This window comes from Xanthomonas sp. D-36-1 (assembly GCF_017746155.1).
Lineage (GTDB): Bacteria > Pseudomonadota > Gammaproteobacteria > Xanthomonadales > Xanthomonadaceae > Xanthomonas > Xanthomonas cissicola.
Genome location: NZ_JAGHWR010000026.1, coordinates 1 through 14,175, shown reverse-complemented (window position 1 = coordinate 14,175; position 14,175 = coordinate 1). Strand labels below are relative to the sequence as shown.

The following is a 14,175-nucleotide window of genomic DNA, read 5'->3' as shown; positions in this document are numbered from 1 at the left end:
GTCCCGTCCGCTCCGCCAGTTATACGAAGCCCTCGGCCTTGTGCCGGGGGCTTTTTTTTGACTGTCGGTAATGGACGTGGGTCCATTCTGGCATGGCGGTGCGGCGTACTACCGCGCATCCTGCAGCGGCGCGTTCTGCTGCGTTTGAAGGCGCTTCGGTATCTGGCTCCGGCTGGAGCTGTTCACCCTGGGGCCGATTGATGCGCCACGACGCCGTCGTCACGGGCATTGGGCTGGGTGCCTGGCGCCAAGCGCGTTACACTGCGCGGCTCGCCCACAGGCCGTGATTTGCCAATGCTGCAGAAACTTCGCGACAAGACGTCAGGCTGGATCGCTACCGCCATCCTGGGGTTGCTGATGATTCCGTTCCTGTTCGTCATCGACAACAGCTACCTCGGCGGCATTGGCGCCAACAACGTGGCCAAGGTGCAGGCGCCGCCGACCTGGTGGAAATCGGCACCGTCGTGGTGGCCGGTCTCCTTGCTGTGGCAACACCATGAAATCAGCACGCAGGATTTCCGCGCGCGTTTCGAGCAGGCGCGTATGCAGGAGCGTCAGCGTCAGGGCGAGAAATTTGATCCGCGCACCTTCGAATCCCGCGAAAACAAGCTGCAGGTGCTCGACCAACTGGTCGACGAACAGGTTGTGCGACTGGGTGCGGAAGACGCCGGAATCGTCATCGGCGATGCGACCGTGCGCGATTACATTGCCAACATTCCCGCATTCCAGGTCGATGGCAAGTTCAGTCCCGATCAGTACCGCGCCGCACTCGCGCAGGGCACGCCGCCGCGCACGCCAGCGCAGTTCGATGCGTTGGTGCGCGACAGCCTGCAGCAGTCGGTGATCCCGCAGGCGGTGGCGGAATCCGGCTTTGCCACCACGTCCGAGTTCAAGCGCCTGCTCAAGCTGATGGGTGAAACGCGCGATGTGGAGCTGGCGATGCTGCCGCCGCCGGCCGCAGATGCTGCGCCGGTGAGCGATGCGCAGATCAAGCAGTGGTACGACGGGCACACGCAGGATTTCCGCCAGCCGGAAACCGTGACGATCGAATACGTGGAGCTCAACGCCGCCACGATGCTGCCAGCCACTGCGGCCGACGAGGCCACGCTGCGCAAGCGCTATGAAGACGAGAAGGCGCGCTTCGTCGAGCCGGAGCAGCGTCTTGCGTCGCACATCCTGATCAGTGCCGGTCCCGATGCAGCCGCACAGAAGGCTGCCGAGGCAAAGGCTGCCAAGCTTGCCGCCGAGGCCAAGCAGACGGGTACCGACTTTGCTGCACTGGCGAAGGCGAATTCGCAAGATCCCGGTTCCAAGGATGCCGGCGGCGACCTGGGCTGGGTCGAGAAGGGCACGATGGTCAAGCCGTTCGAGGACGCACTGTTCTCGATGAAGGCTGGCGAGGTGGTGGGCCCGATCAAGAGCGAATTCGGCTACCACGTGATCCAGCTGCGTGAGGTCAAGGGTGGCCAGGGCAAGTCGTTCGAGCAGGTACGCGACCAGCTGGCTGCCGAGCAGCTCAAGGCCGACGCAGACAAGGCCTTTGCCGATGTCAGCGGCAAGTTGGTGGACCAGGTTTACAAAAAACCCACCGCACTGGAGCCGGCGGCCAAGCAAGTCGGCCTGCCGGTGCAGACGCTGGGCCCGTTCTCGCGCAGTGATGCCAGCGGTGTTGCCGCCAACCCGGCTGTGCTGCGCGCGGCGTTCTCCGAAACGCTGGTGCAGGACGGCACGGTGAGCGACCCCATCACCATCGCGCCGAACCATAGCGTGGTGCTGCGTGTGACCAACCACACTGCCGAACAGGCGTTGCCGTTGGACAAGGTGCGCGACAAGGTGACGGCGGCAATCCGCGCGGACCGTGCCGAGAAGGCCGCCGCCGCTGCTGCCGATGCCTTGCTGGCACGCGTGCAGAAAGGCGAAACGCCACAGGCGCTGGCCGACAGCGAGAAGCTGCAGGTGCAGCCGATTCCGGGGCTGCCGCGGACGGCGCCGATCCCGACCCCGGCTGCGAACCGTGCGATCTTCAGTGCGCCGCGACCGACCGAAGGCAAGCCGTCGGTTGGCAAGGTGGAGCTGGATGGCGGACGCTTTGCTGTCTTTGTCATCAGCAAGGCGACGCCGGGCGATCTGAAGCAGATGCCGGCCGAGCAGCAGACGATGCTGCGCGAGCAGTTGAGCCAGATCGACGGAAACAACGCTGCGCAGGCTTACGTCAAGGAAATGCGCAAGCGCTACAAGATCCAGATCGAAGAAGCCCAGCTGTAAGGCTGGATCATCGATTGGTGAGAGAAAAGCCCGGGCAACCGGGCTTTTTCTTTGGGCGTTCGTGGTGGAAGACGCAGTCCGGCTGGCGGGCATTCGCACTCAGGCTGCCGTGCGGCGCGTATCGATTTGCCGGCGTGACGGGAGCTGCGATTCCTGGGCGCAAGTCGCGGGGTTGTCGGCTAGTCGCCTGACGATCTGGCGGTCGTCGCCGCTGACGCTCGACTGTGCGACGGCGCGCGGGTAGCGTTCCTGAAAGACTGCGAGGTGTCGCGCTGAACTCCGGTGGTCGGGTCAGTTGAATGGCTGGGCGTGATTGACTCAGCAAGGAGCGTCGCTCATCATGGCGCGCATCGTGTAGAGGTGTGCAAGCTTCGATTTTTGCCGGAGCTCGGCTCGCATGTGGAGCGCCAAGCAGGCTCCCCGGCGCGACGCGCAGCAGGTGCTAACTGCACGTTTGCAACCTGGTAACTCTCGACCCCCATCTCTCGTGACCGAAGCGGCCTGACCAAGACGGCTGGTTGGTGAGCGAAGTTCAGGATCGACGCGATCATGCTGGCGGCCGCCTGCCTGCGCGTACGACGGCGTCCAAGGTGCGCCGCACCTCGCGGCGCATCGCTCAGGGCGAGTCGTCGAACGACAGCACCATGCCAGGCTTCAGAATGGCGCTTTTGTCCAGGCCGTTGGTGGCGAGCAGCGTCGTGACGGTGATGCCATAGCGGCGTGCGATCGCCCAGGCCGATTCGCCATTGCGCACGGTGTGGGTGCGTGCTGGCGAGGTCGACGCTTTGCTGGCCGCAGTGGCAACGGCGGTCGGCGCGGCAGTGCTGCTGGCGGCGCCAGTTCCCACCTCGGCAGATGCGACCATGGCGCTATTTGCACCGGGCTGCGGCGGCGCAAGCGGCGCGAGCACGTGCACACCGCGCGGCGCGGCGCGTGCGCCAGCGAGGGCGGGATTCAGGCGCGCGAGCAATTGCGGCTCGATCGCCCGCTGTCCAGCCCAGGTGTTGAGGCTGGTGCCTGCCGGTAACGCATGTTCGGTAAGGACGGGCACCTGGCGATCCAGCGAGGTCAGCAGGTTGCCCTGCTGCTGCGCGTGATCGAGCACGCAGGCAAGCGCGTGCAGCTTTTCCACGTAGTCGTAGGTGACCTTGGACATGCCAGGCAATTCCGATGGGCGCGCGTTTTGCGCGTTCATCCCAGCGCTGCGCATTGCCTGCAGCACGCGGTACTCGCCGGCGTTGTAGGCCATCAGGGCCAGGCGCCAGTCTCCGCCGAACATGCCGTAAAGGGTTTTGAGGTAGCGTACCGCCGCAGTGGTGGAGTCCACTGCCGACAGGCGTCCGTCGTACTGTGCGCCGACCGGCACCTGGTGGTTGCGTGCGGTGGTTGCGATGAACTGCCACAAGCCTGCGGGGCCGCTGCCGTTGCGGGCCCCGGGGCGGTAGCCACTTTCGACGAACGGAATCAGCGCAAATTCGGTCGGCATGTCGGCCTTGCGCAGTTCATCGACGACGTAGCCGAATAGCGGCAGGACATCCTGCGCATCGTCTGCCAGACGTGCCGGTGCGCGCGAAAAATGCTGTTCCCAGCGGGCATCGCTATGGGCGCTGTCGCAGCCCGGGTCGGCGCGTCCGTCGAGGAAGGCCGAAAAAATCTCGCGCCCGTTGCGGAGGCTTAGCACGCTGGCCTGCGCGGCCTGGCCACCTGCGGAGGCGGAGCTTGCGTCGTTGGGCGATGCGGCTGCCGGTGCAATGGCCGAACAGGCGGCCAGCACTGCCAAAACCAGGCGCCTCATGCGCGAAATTCGTCTTTCCAGCGCCGAAGTTCGGCGAAAACATCCACTTCAGAGGAAAGTGCGCCGGCTGCGCGTGGTGCCACTGCAGCGCGGATCTCGGGGCGGCTGGTACGTAAGAACGGATTGGTGGCCAGTTCACTCTTGAGCGAAATCGGCAGGGTAGGACGGGCTGCATGACGCATGGCCTGGGCTTCCTGTTGACGGCGCTGCAAGGCAGCGTTGGTGGGATCGACATGCAGCGCGAAGGCCGCGTTGGCCAACGTGTATTCGTGGCCGCAACACACAAGCGTTTCGCCAGGCAGGGAGGCCAGGCGCTGCAACGAGTCGAACATCTGGGGAGCGGTACCTTCGAACATCCGCCCACAGCCTAGGCTGAACAGGGTATCACCGCTGAACAGGTGGCCGGCAGCGACGAAGGCGATATGGCTGCGGGTGTGGCCGGGCACCTCGAGCACCTGGAACTCGACATCGAGCAGGCGCAAGCGCTCGCCATGGCCCACTTGATGCGCGTTAGCCGGGATGCGTTCGTCGGCCGGGCCGAACAGCTCCAGGTCCGGCCAGCGCTGCTGGAGCTCGGCAACGCCGCCGATATGGTCGCCGTGGTGGTGGGTCAGCAGGACGGCGCTCGGCACCAGGCCCTGGCGCTGCGCGGCAGCCAGGACAGGCTCGGCCTGACCGGGGTCGACAATGATGGCGCGGCCATCTGCAGCGATCAGCGCCCAGATGTAGTTGTCGTCGAATGCGGGCAGGGCGATCAGTCGCATAGAATTGGGACCATGCCTGCCCCGCCATTCTCCCGTCAAGCTGGCGTCTCATCCTGGTTTGAAACCGGCGCAGGGCGCAGCCTGCTTCAGCTGGAGCGTCGTCTGGCGTTGGAGGCGCTGCAGACACGGCCGTCGCAGCCGTGGTTGTGGCTGACGCCGACCGCCGACATGCCTGCGCGCGAGTTGCTTCAAGGGCGCGGTTTGCGGCTGCATCGCAGTGCCGGCCGCTTTGCTGGCGACGCGCGCTGCGCGCTGCCGTTTCCGCTGCCGACCGAGAGCCTGCAGGCGATCGTGGCGCAGCATGCGGTGGTTGGCGGGGCAGCGGACTTTCTGGCCGAATGCGAGCGTTTGCTGATGCCCGGCGGCCGCCTGTGGCTGTTTACGCTCAATCCAATGAGCCCCTACCGCTTCCGCTGGGCGCGGCGCGGGCCGGTCGCGTTGCGCCCGGATCGCTGGCGCCTACTGGCGCAGCGTGCCGGGCTGCACAGCGTGCAGGCGGAGCGCTATCTGGGGCCGATCTGGCGCCCCGGCGGCGAGTCCACCGACCCCGGCCGGGCGCCCTGGCGTGCGGTGTATCTGCTGGAGGTTGAAAAGCGCGCTGCCGCGGCGATCGGGCCGACGCCGATCGCCCTGCCTGCTCGCTGGCCACAACCGGTGGCCACGATCTGACCTGTTTACGTTCAACTCTGGAACCTGATGAAATCCATTGAAGTGCATACCGATGGCTCTTGCCTCGGCAACCCCGGCCCGGGCGGTTGGGCGGCCTTGTTGCGTTACAACGGCCGCGAAAAGGAGCTGGCTGGCGGTGAGGCGGTGTCGACGAACAACCGCATGGAATTGATGGCGGCGATCATGGCCCTGGAAACGCTGACCGAGCCGTGCCAGATCGTGTTGCATACCGATTCGCAGTACGTGCGCCAGGGCATCACCGAATGGATGCCGGGGTGGGTGCGACGCAACTGGAAAACCGCCGGGGGCGATCCGGTCAAAAATCGCGAGTTGTGGGAGCGGCTGCACGCGGCCACGCAGCGCCACCGCATCGATTGGCGCTGGGTGAAAGGCCACAATGGCGACCCGGACAACGAGCGCGTCGACGTGCTCGCCCGCAATCAGGCCATCGCCCAGCGCGGTGGTCTTGCGACATCGTAAGAGGACACATGCGTCAGATCATTCTCGATACCGAAACCACCGGCCTGGAATGGCGCAAGGGCAACCGCGTCGTCGAAATCGGCGCGGTGGAGCTGCTGGAGCGGCGCCCGAGCGGCAACAATTTCCATCGCTACCTGAAGCCCGACCGCGACTTCGAGCCGGGCGCGCAGGAGGTGACCGGGCTGACCCTGGAATTTCTGGCCGATAAACCGCTATTCGGCGAGGTGGTGGACGAGTTTCTCGCCTATATCGACGGCGCGGAACTGATCATCCACAACGCCGCGTTCGACCTGGGTTTTCTGGACAACGAACTGGCGCTGCTGGGCGATCACTACGGGCGCATTGTCGAGCGCGCCACGGTGGTGGATACCTTGATGATGGCGCGCGAGCGCTATCCGGGGCAGCGCAATTCCTTGGATGCCCTGTGCAAGCGTCTGGGCGTGGACAACTCGCATCGCCAGTTGCACGGCGCCTTGCTCGATGCGCAGATCCTGGCCGATGTGTATATCGCGCTGACCTCGGGTCAGGAGGAAATCGGGTTTGCCAGCGCCGACGCCGGCCAGCAGACCGATGCCGCGAGCGGCATGATTGCGTTCGACCCGGCGCTGCTGTTGCCGCGTCCGCGCGTTGCGGTGACCGCTTCCGAATCGCAGGCGCACGAGGCGCGTCTGGCGCAGTTGCGCAAGAAAGCGGGGCGTGCGTTGTGGGATCCGCCGGTCGAAGAGATTGCCGTCGCCGGGTAAGGCGTCGGACCCGAGGCGCATCGCCGCCGTTGGTCGGCAATGGCGGTGCATGTGCGCACCTGGGTCGTCTGTTGCGGCGATGGCTGCATGCGCACATGGCAGGTGTACGCACAACACATCGGCATGTAGTGACGTGCGATGTTCGCCGGTGTGGCTCTGCTTGCCGTCAGAGTGGCTGGCAAGGCGTGACGAACGATGGCGACGTTTCGTCGCACAAACCAAGCGGCCCCATCGGGATTGAACGATGGCCGGCGGCCGCTGCGCTTTGTTGCGCAACTGTCCGCTTGCGCGCAGCGCTCAGTGACTGCGCACCAGGATCGCGGTGATGTTGTCCGAACCGCCGCCATCCAGTGCGGCGGCGACCAGGCATTCCACGCATTCCTGCGCGCTGCAATCGGCCTGCGACAATGTGGCTGCGATGGCGGCATCGTCCACCTCTTCGGTCAGGCCGTCGCTGCACAGCAGTAGCTGCATGCCGGATTTGAGTTCGCCTTGCATGATGGCGACATTCAGGTGGGCCGGGTCGGTCACGCCGAGTGCCTGGGTCACCACGTTGCGATGCGGGTGCGCGCGCGCCTGCTCGCTGGTCAGCGTGCCTTGGGCGATGAGCTCCTGCACATAGCTGTGGTCCTGGCTCAGCTGCGCCAGCCGGCCATCGCGCCACAGGTAGGCGCGGCTGTCGCCAACCCAGGCCACTTCGAAACGCTGGCCGAGTACGCGCGCGGCGACCACGGTGGTGCCCATCGGCAGGGTGTCGTTGCAGCGGCGCGAGGTCTTGATGATCTCTTCGTCGGCGATGCGTACCGCCTGGGCGAGCGGGGTCCCGGCACGGACTTCTCGCACGATGGTTTCGCGCGCCAATGCGCTGGCCACTTCTCCGCAGGCATGCCCCCCCATGCCGTCGGCGACCAGCCACAATCCCAGCTCGCTGTCGCCGTAATAGGTGTCCTCGTTGAGGTCACGGCGCAGGCCGACGTGGGTGAGGTGTCCGAATTCGAGCATGGGGCCGGGTCGCCAAGGAGAAGATGCGCCACCATCATCGCGGCCCGGCCGGTTAGCGGCAACACGCCGCGCGCGGGTGTCGCAGCACCGGTTCACGCCTGGACGCGCGCTGCCCCTGTCGACGCCGGCCCGGGCCGCTTGTGGCTGGGGCCATGTGCCCGTATGATGCACGGCCCCAGGACACTGGGGACCATCTGGAGAGGTGGCAGAGCGGTTGAATGTACCTGACTCGAAATCAGGCAGGCGTTTATAGCGCCTCGGGGGTTCGAATCCCCCCCTCTCCGCCAGATTGAGGCGAGCAGTTGTGCCAGTGCCGCGTGAGTTTCGCCGGCGGCATTGGGGGGTGAGAGCCCCGGGTTCGACAGGCAGCGCAGCTGCCTGCACGGCGAAGCCGCCCGCAGGGCGAAGGCACGTCGTGCCGCGTGAATCCCCCTCTGCCGCCAGATTCGCATCAGCCCCCGCAAGGGGGCTTTTGTTTATGTGTGGCAGTCGCCGGCCGCGGCGATGACTACAATCCGCCCGATCCCCGTTGGAGGCCTGTCATGTCCGAGATCCTGGTGCCCGTGTCGTTTGGTGAGCTGCTCGACAAGATCGCGATCCTGCAGATCAAGTCCGAGCGCATGCGCGATGCGGCCAAATTGGCCAATGTGCGCAACGAGCTGTCTGCGCTGGAAACCAGCTGGATGGCGCATCCGGCCGCCGGGCATGACATCGTGCGCCTGCGCGCCGAGCTCAAGGCCGTCAATGAGCGGCTGTGGGTGATCGAGGACGACATCCGGCTCAAGGAGCAGGCGCAGAGCTTCGACGCTGCCTTCGTGCAGCTGGCGCGCAGCGTGTATATCGAGAACGACGAGCGCGCGCGCATCAAGAAAGAGATCAACCTGGCGCTGGGTTCTTCGTATGTGGAAGAAAAGTCCTATCAGGACTATCGCGCTACCGGCGCCTGAGCGCGCCGGTTGACCGATCGCGCTGGCCGCCTGGTCGGCCCATCGCCCAGTCATGGTGACTGGCACTAAGCGATTGGGCGGTGCCTGCGGTTGTGACGTCGGCGTTGATTGGCGGCATCTGCACGGTGTCTGGCAGTCAGCATTTTTGAATGCAATGCGCCTTCAATCGCGGTGCCAAATCCCTAACGCCGATGGTCGGCGCGATAGTGCTCGAAGGCGGCGATCGCGTCATCCACGGTGATCAGCGACATCACCTCGTCGAATTCGATCTTCGTTCCCCAGCTCAGCTGGTCGGCCGGTTTCTGCAGGAATTTGCGCGCAGCGGCGTCGTAACGGTCCACGCAATAGCGCACGTCCGAATACGGGCCGCTCCGTCGCGGGTTGCTGGCGGCATGCAGGCCGAGCACCTTCGTGCCCATGGCGTTGGCGATATGCATCGGCCCGGAATCCGGCGTGACCACCAGGTTCGCGCGCGCAAGCAGTGCGGGCAGCTGTTTGAGGGTGTCCTTGCCAACCAGATCCAGCACCGGCGTGCGTGCGGCTGCGACGATGGCATCGGCAGTGCTGCGTTCCAGGTCGCTGCGGCCGCCGCACAGCACGATCCGCCAGCCCTGCGCGGCGGCATGATCGGCCAGCGCGGCATGGCGATCGGGATACCAGTTGCGACGCGCGTGGCTGGAGCACGGCGAAATCATCAGCACCGGGCGGCCATCGTCGTCCCATTGCGCACGTGCCCATGCATGCGCTTCATCGGGTACCGGCAGGTCCCAGCGGACCTGGGTCTGGCGCAGGCCCAGCGGCTCGGCAAAGCTGCCGATGGCGTCGAGCACATGGATGCCGGGGCGGTCGGCGATGCGTTCGTTGACGAACAGGCCGTGCAGGTCCTTGGAGCGGCTGCGGTCGTAGCCGATGCGTCGCCGCGCCGGTACGAAGGCTGACAGCACATTGGCGCGCAAGGCCACCTGCATCTGCAGCAAGGCATCGAAACGTCCCAGCGGGGCCAGCGACCGACGGAGCGCGCGCATGCCGGCCACCCCGCTGCGTTTGTCGTAGGTATGGAACTGCACGCCGGGCAGGCCGTCGAGCAATTTGAGCCCGGCCCTGTCGATGATCCAATGCAGTTGGGTTTCAGGAAGCCCTGCCTGCAGCGTGCGTACCAGTGGCACCACGTGCGTGACATCGCCCAGGGCGGACAAGCGCAGCAAACACAGCGATGCGGGCGTTACAGCCATGGTGTTGTTAGACTCGATAGATGGTTTCTTTCGATGCCACCGAAGCGCTGGCGCCGTACCGCGAAGGTCGCGGTTATGGCGCCATTCTGTTCGACCGCGAACGGCTGCGGCAAGCCGATGCCAGCCTGTTTTCGCCGCAATCGTGGGGCGACAGGGCGCGTCCGGTGGGCGCAGGTGGGCGTGGCGGCGCGTGGTTCGTGGATGCGCCGTTCGGCCATAGCGTGTTGCGGCAGTATCTGCGTGGCGGCATGGCCGCACGCGTGAGCCGCGATCGCTATCTGTGGAAAGGCGCGGGGCGCACGCGCAGTTTTGCCGAGTTCCGGCTGATGCGCGAACTGATCAAACGCAAGTTGCCGGTACCGCGCCCGTTGGCCGCCTGCTATCTGCGCGAAGGCCTGGGTTATCGCGCTGCGCTGTTGATGGAGCGGCTGGAAAACGTGCGCTCGTTGGCCGACCACGCCCAGGTGGCCGGACGCGGCGCGCCGTGGGAGGCGACCGGCCAGCTGATCGCGCGCTTCCATCGCGCCGGCCTGGATCATGCCGATCTCAATGCGCACAACATCCTGTTCGATGCCGGCGGGCATGGCTGGCTCATCGACTTCGACCGCGGCGTGCTGCGCATTCCGGCCACGCGCTGGCGCGAGCGCAACCTCAAGCGGCTGCATCGCTCGCTGTTGAAGCTGCGCGGCAACCCCAGCCGCGAGGACGTGGACAAGGACTATGCGCGCCTGCATCGCGCCTACGAACTGGCCTGGGGCCGGGGCTACTGATGGACTGGGCCTTGCGGGTGCAGGGAGTCGGCAATGCGTCGGCGGTGGCGCTTGGCTCGCCGATGGCCACGCTCGAGCGCGCCGGTGCGCCCTGGCTGACCATCGATTGCGGCAGCGAGGGGCTGACCGCCTATCAGGCGCACTACGGCCGGCTGCCGCAGGCGATCTTCATCACCCACGTGCATCTGGACCATGTCGGTGGGCTGGAACGGGTGTTCGTCGACAGTTATTTCTCCGAGCGCCGCGGGCGCACGCGCCTGTACGTGCCGGCGCCGGTCGTGCCGCTGCTGCAGCGACGCATCGCCGATTACCCGAACGTGCTGGCCGAGGGCGGAGCGAACTTCTGGGATGCGTTTCAGCTGGTGCCGGTCGGCGATGCGTTCTGGCACGACGGCGTGCGGCTGGAAGTGTTCCCGGTACGCCATCACTGGCCCGAGACGGCTTACGGGTTGCGGTTGAAGGGCGCGCTGGTCTGGACCGGCGATACCCGGCCGATTCCGGAAATGCTGAAGCGTTATGCGGACGACAGCGAGCTCATCGCACATGACTGCGGCGTTCACGGCAACCCGTCGCATACTGGCGTGGACGATTTGGAGCGGGAATACCCGCAGGACCTGTTGAGCCGCATGCTGCTGTACCACTACGCCAGCGACGCCGACGGCGATGTGCTGCGTGCACGTGGCCACCGCGTTGCCGTGCCCGGTCAATACCTCGCGTTGGCGAACCCGACCGCCGCGACGGTGCCCTGATGGGCGCCTTGCTGCAGCCGGATCTCGTGATGGCGCCGATGCAGGACCGCTACGGCCGCCCGTTGCGCGATCTGCGCCTGTCGGTGATCGAAGCCTGCAATTTCCGCTGCGGGTACTGCATGCCGGCCGATCGCGTGCCGGACGATTACGGCTTCGATTCACAGCAGCGGTTGAGTTTCGATCAGCTGGAAACCCTGGTGCGTGCCTTCGTCTCGGTCGGTGTGACCAAGGTACGCCTGACCGGCGGAGAGCCGCTGCTGCGCCGCGACCTGCCGAGCCTGATCGCACGGCTGACCGCGATCGAGGGCATCGAAGATCTGGCCCTGACCACCAACGGCACCTTGCTCGCCCGCCAGGCCGTCGCGCTGCGGCAGGCCGGGTTGCGCCGCATCACCGTCAGCATGGATGCGCTGGAACCGGCGTTGTTCAGGCGCATGAGCGGCGATCGCGGTGAGATTGCGCAGGTGCTGGCCGGCATCGCCGCCGCCGAGCACGCCGGTTTTCAGCGGCTGAAGATCAATTGTGTGGTGCAGCGTGGCGTCAACGAAGATCAGGTGCTGCCGCTGGTGGAGCACTTCCGCGGCACCGGGCACGTGCTGCGCTTCATCGAATTCATGGACGTAGGCAGCTGCAATGGCTGGACCCCGGATGCGGTGGTGACCTCAGCGCAATTGCACGAACGCATCCACGCGCGCTGGCCGCTGGTGGCGCTGGACGCCAATTACACCGGGGAAGTGGCCCAGCGCCACGCGTTCGCGGATGGCGCCGGCGAAGTGGGCTTCGTCAGTTCGGTCAGCGTGCCGTTCTGCGGCGATTGCCAGCGTGCGCGCGTTTCGGCAGACGGGCGTCTGTATACCTGCCTGTTCGCCAGCCAGGGCCATGACCTCAAGCCGGCCCTGGCCAATGGCGCGCCTGCGCTGGCGACGCATCTGCGCCAGCGCTGGAGCGTGCGTGGCGACCGCTACAGCGAAGTGCGCGCCTCGGTGCCACGGCGCGGCAAGCCGGTCGAGATGTTCTTGATCGGCGGATGAGCGAGGACGCGCTGCTGGTGCAGTTGCGCACGCTGGAGCTGCGTCTGCTCGATCCGCAGCAGCGTGCCGATGTGCAGGTGTTGGAAGCGCTGCTCGATCCGGCATTTGTCGAGTTCGGTACGTCGGGCCATCGGTACACGCGGAGCGAGGTAATCGCGGCCTTGCGCGTCCCCGGTGTCGCTGCCGAGTACTGCGCAGATGACTTCGAATGCGCGCGGTTGGCACCGGATCTGGCGCAGGTACGCTATCGGTCGATGGATCGCCGGCAGGGTGTTGAGCGGCAGGCCTTGCGCAGCTCGTTGTGGCGCAGGAATGCTGCTGGATGGCAGCTGCTGTTCCATCAAGGCACCTTGTTCACCGAGAATGCCGCATCCTGATGGCCTGTCGTTCGCGTCGTTTCCCATGCCTGCAAAATCCCGTTCCGCACGCCTCACCCATCTGGACGATGCCGGGCTTCCCGCCATGGTGGATGTCTCGGACAAGGCGGTTACCGCCCGTAGCGCCACCGCGGAAAGCCGCGTGCGCTTTCCGGCTGCCGTGGCCGCACAATTGCGCGCCAACGGCTTGCGTAGCGCCAAGGGCGGCATCGTAGAGACGGCGGTGATCGCCGGCACCATGGCGGTCAAGCGCACGCACGAATTGATTCCGTTCTGCCATCCGCTACCGATCGATGCCTGCCGTTTCGAGATCGACTGGGCAGGCGAGCAGCTGCTGGACATCCGTTGCACGGTGCGCTGCGTGCATCGCACCGGTGTGGAGATGGAAGCGCTGACCGGTGCCAGCGTGGCCGCGTTGACGGTGTATGACATGTGCAAGGCGTTGTCGCACAGCATGAGCATCGGCCCGACCAAATTGGTGTCCAAGCGCGGCGGCAAGCGCGACATCGGAGCGGAACAATGACGGTCATGGTGACGGTGCTGTACTTCGCCAGCCTGCGCGAGGCTGCAGGCATTGCCGACGAGCGTGTGCAGACCGGCGCGCAGGATCTGCGCGGCCTGTATGCAGAACTCGATGCACGGCATGGCCTGCGCTGGACGCCTGCGCAGCTGCGTGTGGCTGTCGATGGCGCATTCGCGCGCTGGGAGGATGCGCTGCGCGACGGCAGCGAAGTGGTGTTCATTCCGCCGGTGTCGGGAGGTTGACTGTGAACGAGCAGGTCGCCGCGATCTTTGCGCTTTCCGAGGTGCCGTTGCCGATCGATCAGCTGCGTGCCGGGGGGGAACACCCGCAAGCCGGCGCGTTTGCCAGTTTCGAAGGCTGGGTGCGCAATCACAACGAAGGCCGCGGCGTGGCCGGCTTGCGCTACGAAGCCTATGCCGCGCTCGCGCAGGCCGAGGGGCAGCGTGTTGTCGACGAAGCAATGCAGCGATTCGCCATCGTGCACGCGCATTGCGTGCACCGCGTGGGTGAGTTGCGTATCGGCGAGATGGCGGTGTGGGTCGGCGTCAGTGCGGCGCATCGTGGCGCCGCATTCGACGCATGTCGCTACATCATCGATGAGGTCAAGGCGCGGGTGCCGATCTGGAAGCACGAGCATTACCTGGAAGGCGACGCGGGTTGGTTGCATCCCGAATCGCAACCTTAGGGAAGGTCTGAACAACGAGACCTGACAGGGCGGAAGGTGGCGTCGTTCCGAAGAGTGGCTTTTGGAACTTCGGAATTTCGCCATTTCTGGCGCTTTCCGCGGGAATTTCCCGGTTCACAGACGCACGCTCCCCATCGCCGGCA

General features: G+C 65.8%; 16 protein-coding genes and 1 tRNA gene. 13 read left to right on the top strand and 4 right to left on the bottom strand.

The window, feature by feature from the left end; all coding sequences use genetic code 11:
• Positions 1–294: 294 nt before the first annotated feature.
• Positions 295–2,265 carry a peptidyl-prolyl cis-trans isomerase gene (locus J7367_RS07970; RefSeq protein WP_057660339.1) on the top strand — a complete coding sequence of 657 codons (1,971 nt, stop codon included), beginning with the start codon at positions 295–297 and terminating at the stop codon, positions 2,263–2,265.
• A gap of 616 nt (positions 2,266–2,881) precedes the next feature.
• Here the strand turns inward: J7367_RS07970 and J7367_RS07965 are convergent.
• Together J7367_RS07965 and gloB are read right to left on the bottom strand one after the other, a co-directional pair.
• Entirely contained in the window at positions 2,882–4,060 is a 1,179-nt protein-coding gene (locus tag J7367_RS07965) for a lytic transglycosylase domain-containing protein (protein WP_057660337.1), read from the bottom strand.
• Positions 4,057–4,824, bottom strand: a complete 768-nt coding sequence (gene gloB, locus J7367_RS07960; RefSeq protein WP_022558446.1) for a hydroxyacylglutathione hydrolase — start codon at positions 4,822–4,824, stop codon at positions 4,057–4,059. Before gloB ends, J7367_RS07965 begins: the two co-directional genes overlap by 4 nt.
• A gap of 12 nt (positions 4,825–4,836) precedes the next feature.
• On the opposite strand from gloB, the gene J7367_RS07955 reads away from it, so the two are divergent.
• From J7367_RS07955 to dnaQ, 3 genes are read left to right on the top strand one after another with little or no spacing between them, the layout of a single operon-like run.
• Positions 4,837–5,493, top strand: a complete 657-nt coding sequence (locus J7367_RS07955) for a hypothetical protein (protein WP_007968977.1) — start codon at positions 4,837–4,839, stop codon at positions 5,491–5,493.
• A gap of 27 nt (positions 5,494–5,520) precedes the next feature.
• Positions 5,521–5,973: a ribonuclease HI gene (gene rnhA / locus J7367_RS07950; protein ID WP_005913875.1), complete on the top strand. Its 453-nt coding sequence runs from the start codon at positions 5,521–5,523 to the stop codon at positions 5,971–5,973.
• A gap of 8 nt (positions 5,974–5,981) precedes the next feature.
• A complete protein-coding gene (dnaQ, locus tag J7367_RS07945) occupies positions 5,982–6,716 on the top strand; it encodes a DNA polymerase III subunit epsilon (RefSeq protein WP_057660335.1) in 735 nt (244 codons plus the stop codon).
• 297 nt (positions 6,717–7,013) lie between these two features.
• Here dnaQ and J7367_RS07940 read toward each other — a convergent pair whose 3' ends face one another.
• Positions 7,014–7,718 carry a PP2C family serine/threonine-protein phosphatase gene (locus J7367_RS07940; protein WP_007968980.1) on the bottom strand — a complete coding sequence of 235 codons (705 nt, stop codon included), beginning with the start codon at positions 7,716–7,718 and terminating at the stop codon, positions 7,014–7,016.
• Between the two features lie 196 nt (positions 7,719–7,914).
• On the opposite strand from J7367_RS07940, the gene J7367_RS07935 reads away from it, so the two are divergent.
• Positions 7,915–8,005 (top strand) — tRNA-Ser (locus J7367_RS07935).
• 255 nt (positions 8,006–8,260) lie between these two features.
• Complete coding sequence (locus J7367_RS07930) at positions 8,261–8,665, top strand: DUF6165 family protein (protein WP_007968982.1); 405 nt, start codon at positions 8,261–8,263, stop codon at positions 8,663–8,665.
• Between the two features lie 182 nt (positions 8,666–8,847).
• Here the strand turns inward: J7367_RS07930 and J7367_RS07925 are convergent, their stop codons facing one another.
• Complete coding sequence (locus tag J7367_RS07925; RefSeq protein WP_057660331.1) at positions 8,848–9,897, bottom strand: glycosyltransferase family 9 protein; 1,050 nt, start codon at positions 9,895–9,897, stop codon at positions 8,848–8,850.
• 20 nt (positions 9,898–9,917) lie between these two features.
• Here J7367_RS07925 and J7367_RS07920 point away from each other — a divergent pair, with 20 nt between their 5' ends.
• Genes J7367_RS07920 through J7367_RS07890 form a run of 7 tightly spaced genes read left to right on the top strand, consistent with a single transcriptional unit; the run spans position 9,918 to position 14,032 of the window.
• On the top strand, positions 9,918–10,667 hold the full coding sequence (locus tag J7367_RS07920; protein WP_057660329.1) for a 3-deoxy-D-manno-octulosonic acid kinase: 750 nt from the start codon (positions 9,918–9,920) through the stop codon (positions 10,665–10,667).
• Positions 10,667–11,416, top strand: a complete 750-nt coding sequence (locus J7367_RS07915) for an MBL fold metallo-hydrolase (protein WP_007973306.1) — start codon at positions 10,667–10,669, stop codon at positions 11,414–11,416. The genes J7367_RS07920 and J7367_RS07915 overlap by 1 nt, the downstream gene beginning before the upstream one ends.
• Positions 11,416–12,447, top strand: coding sequence for a GTP 3',8-cyclase MoaA (gene moaA / locus J7367_RS07910; RefSeq protein WP_057660328.1), 1,032 nt, complete (start codon positions 11,416–11,418; stop codon positions 12,445–12,447). The genes J7367_RS07915 and moaA overlap by 1 nt, the downstream gene beginning before the upstream one ends.
• The gene (locus J7367_RS07905; protein ID WP_007968987.1) at positions 12,444–12,824 is read left to right on the top strand and encodes a nuclear transport factor 2 family protein; all 381 of its coding nucleotides are present in this window, start codon (positions 12,444–12,446) and stop codon (positions 12,822–12,824) included. The genes moaA and J7367_RS07905 overlap by 4 nt, the downstream gene beginning before the upstream one ends.
• 25 nt (positions 12,825–12,849) lie before the next feature.
• On the top strand, positions 12,850–13,347 hold the full coding sequence (gene moaC, locus J7367_RS07900) for a cyclic pyranopterin monophosphate synthase MoaC (RefSeq protein WP_057660350.1): 498 nt from the start codon (positions 12,850–12,852) through the stop codon (positions 13,345–13,347).
• Positions 13,344–13,589 carry a MoaD/ThiS family protein gene (locus tag J7367_RS07895; RefSeq protein ID WP_016849059.1) on the top strand — a complete coding sequence of 82 codons (246 nt, stop codon included), beginning with the start codon at positions 13,344–13,346 and terminating at the stop codon, positions 13,587–13,589. Before moaC ends, J7367_RS07895 begins: the two co-directional genes overlap by 4 nt.
• Positions 13,586–14,032, top strand: a complete 447-nt coding sequence (locus J7367_RS07890; RefSeq protein WP_057660326.1) for a molybdenum cofactor biosynthesis protein MoaE — start codon at positions 13,586–13,588, stop codon at positions 14,030–14,032. The genes J7367_RS07895 and J7367_RS07890 overlap by 4 nt, the downstream gene beginning before the upstream one ends.
• The last annotated feature ends 143 nt before the right edge of the window (positions 14,033–14,175 follow it).

Excerpts from the sequence above, each read along its gene's own strand:
- J7367_RS07970 (WP_057660339.1), top strand. The coding sequence starts at position 295 with ATGCTGCAGAAACTTCGCGACAAGACGTCAGGCTGGATCGCTACCGCC.
- J7367_RS07965 (WP_057660337.1), bottom strand. The coding sequence starts at position 4,060 with ATGAGGCGCCTGGTTTTGGCAGTGCTGGCCGCCTGTTCGGCCATTGCA.
- gloB (WP_022558446.1), bottom strand. The coding sequence starts at position 4,824 with ATGCGACTGATCGCCCTGCCCGCATTCGACGACAACTACATCTGGGCG.
- J7367_RS07955 (WP_007968977.1), top strand. The coding sequence starts at position 4,837 with ATGCCTGCCCCGCCATTCTCCCGTCAAGCTGGCGTCTCATCCTGGTTT.
- rnhA (WP_005913875.1), top strand. The coding sequence starts at position 5,521 with ATGAAATCCATTGAAGTGCATACCGATGGCTCTTGCCTCGGCAACCCC.
- dnaQ (WP_057660335.1), top strand. The coding sequence starts at position 5,982 with ATGCGTCAGATCATTCTCGATACCGAAACCACCGGCCTGGAATGGCGC.
- J7367_RS07940 (WP_007968980.1), bottom strand. The coding sequence starts at position 7,718 with ATGCTCGAATTCGGACACCTCACCCACGTCGGCCTGCGCCGTGACCTC.
- J7367_RS07930 (WP_007968982.1), top strand. The coding sequence starts at position 8,261 with ATGTCCGAGATCCTGGTGCCCGTGTCGTTTGGTGAGCTGCTCGACAAG.
- J7367_RS07925 (WP_057660331.1), bottom strand. The coding sequence starts at position 9,897 with ATGGCTGTAACGCCCGCATCGCTGTGTTTGCTGCGCTTGTCCGCCCTG.
- J7367_RS07920 (WP_057660329.1), top strand. The coding sequence starts at position 9,918 with ATGGTTTCTTTCGATGCCACCGAAGCGCTGGCGCCGTACCGCGAAGGT.
- J7367_RS07915 (WP_007973306.1), top strand. The coding sequence starts at position 10,667 with ATGGACTGGGCCTTGCGGGTGCAGGGAGTCGGCAATGCGTCGGCGGTG.
- moaA (WP_057660328.1), top strand. The coding sequence starts at position 11,416 with ATGGGCGCCTTGCTGCAGCCGGATCTCGTGATGGCGCCGATGCAGGAC.
- J7367_RS07905 (WP_007968987.1), top strand. The coding sequence starts at position 12,444 with ATGAGCGAGGACGCGCTGCTGGTGCAGTTGCGCACGCTGGAGCTGCGT.
- moaC (WP_057660350.1), top strand. The coding sequence starts at position 12,850 with ATGCCTGCAAAATCCCGTTCCGCACGCCTCACCCATCTGGACGATGCC.
- J7367_RS07895 (WP_016849059.1), top strand. The coding sequence starts at position 13,344 with ATGACGGTCATGGTGACGGTGCTGTACTTCGCCAGCCTGCGCGAGGCT.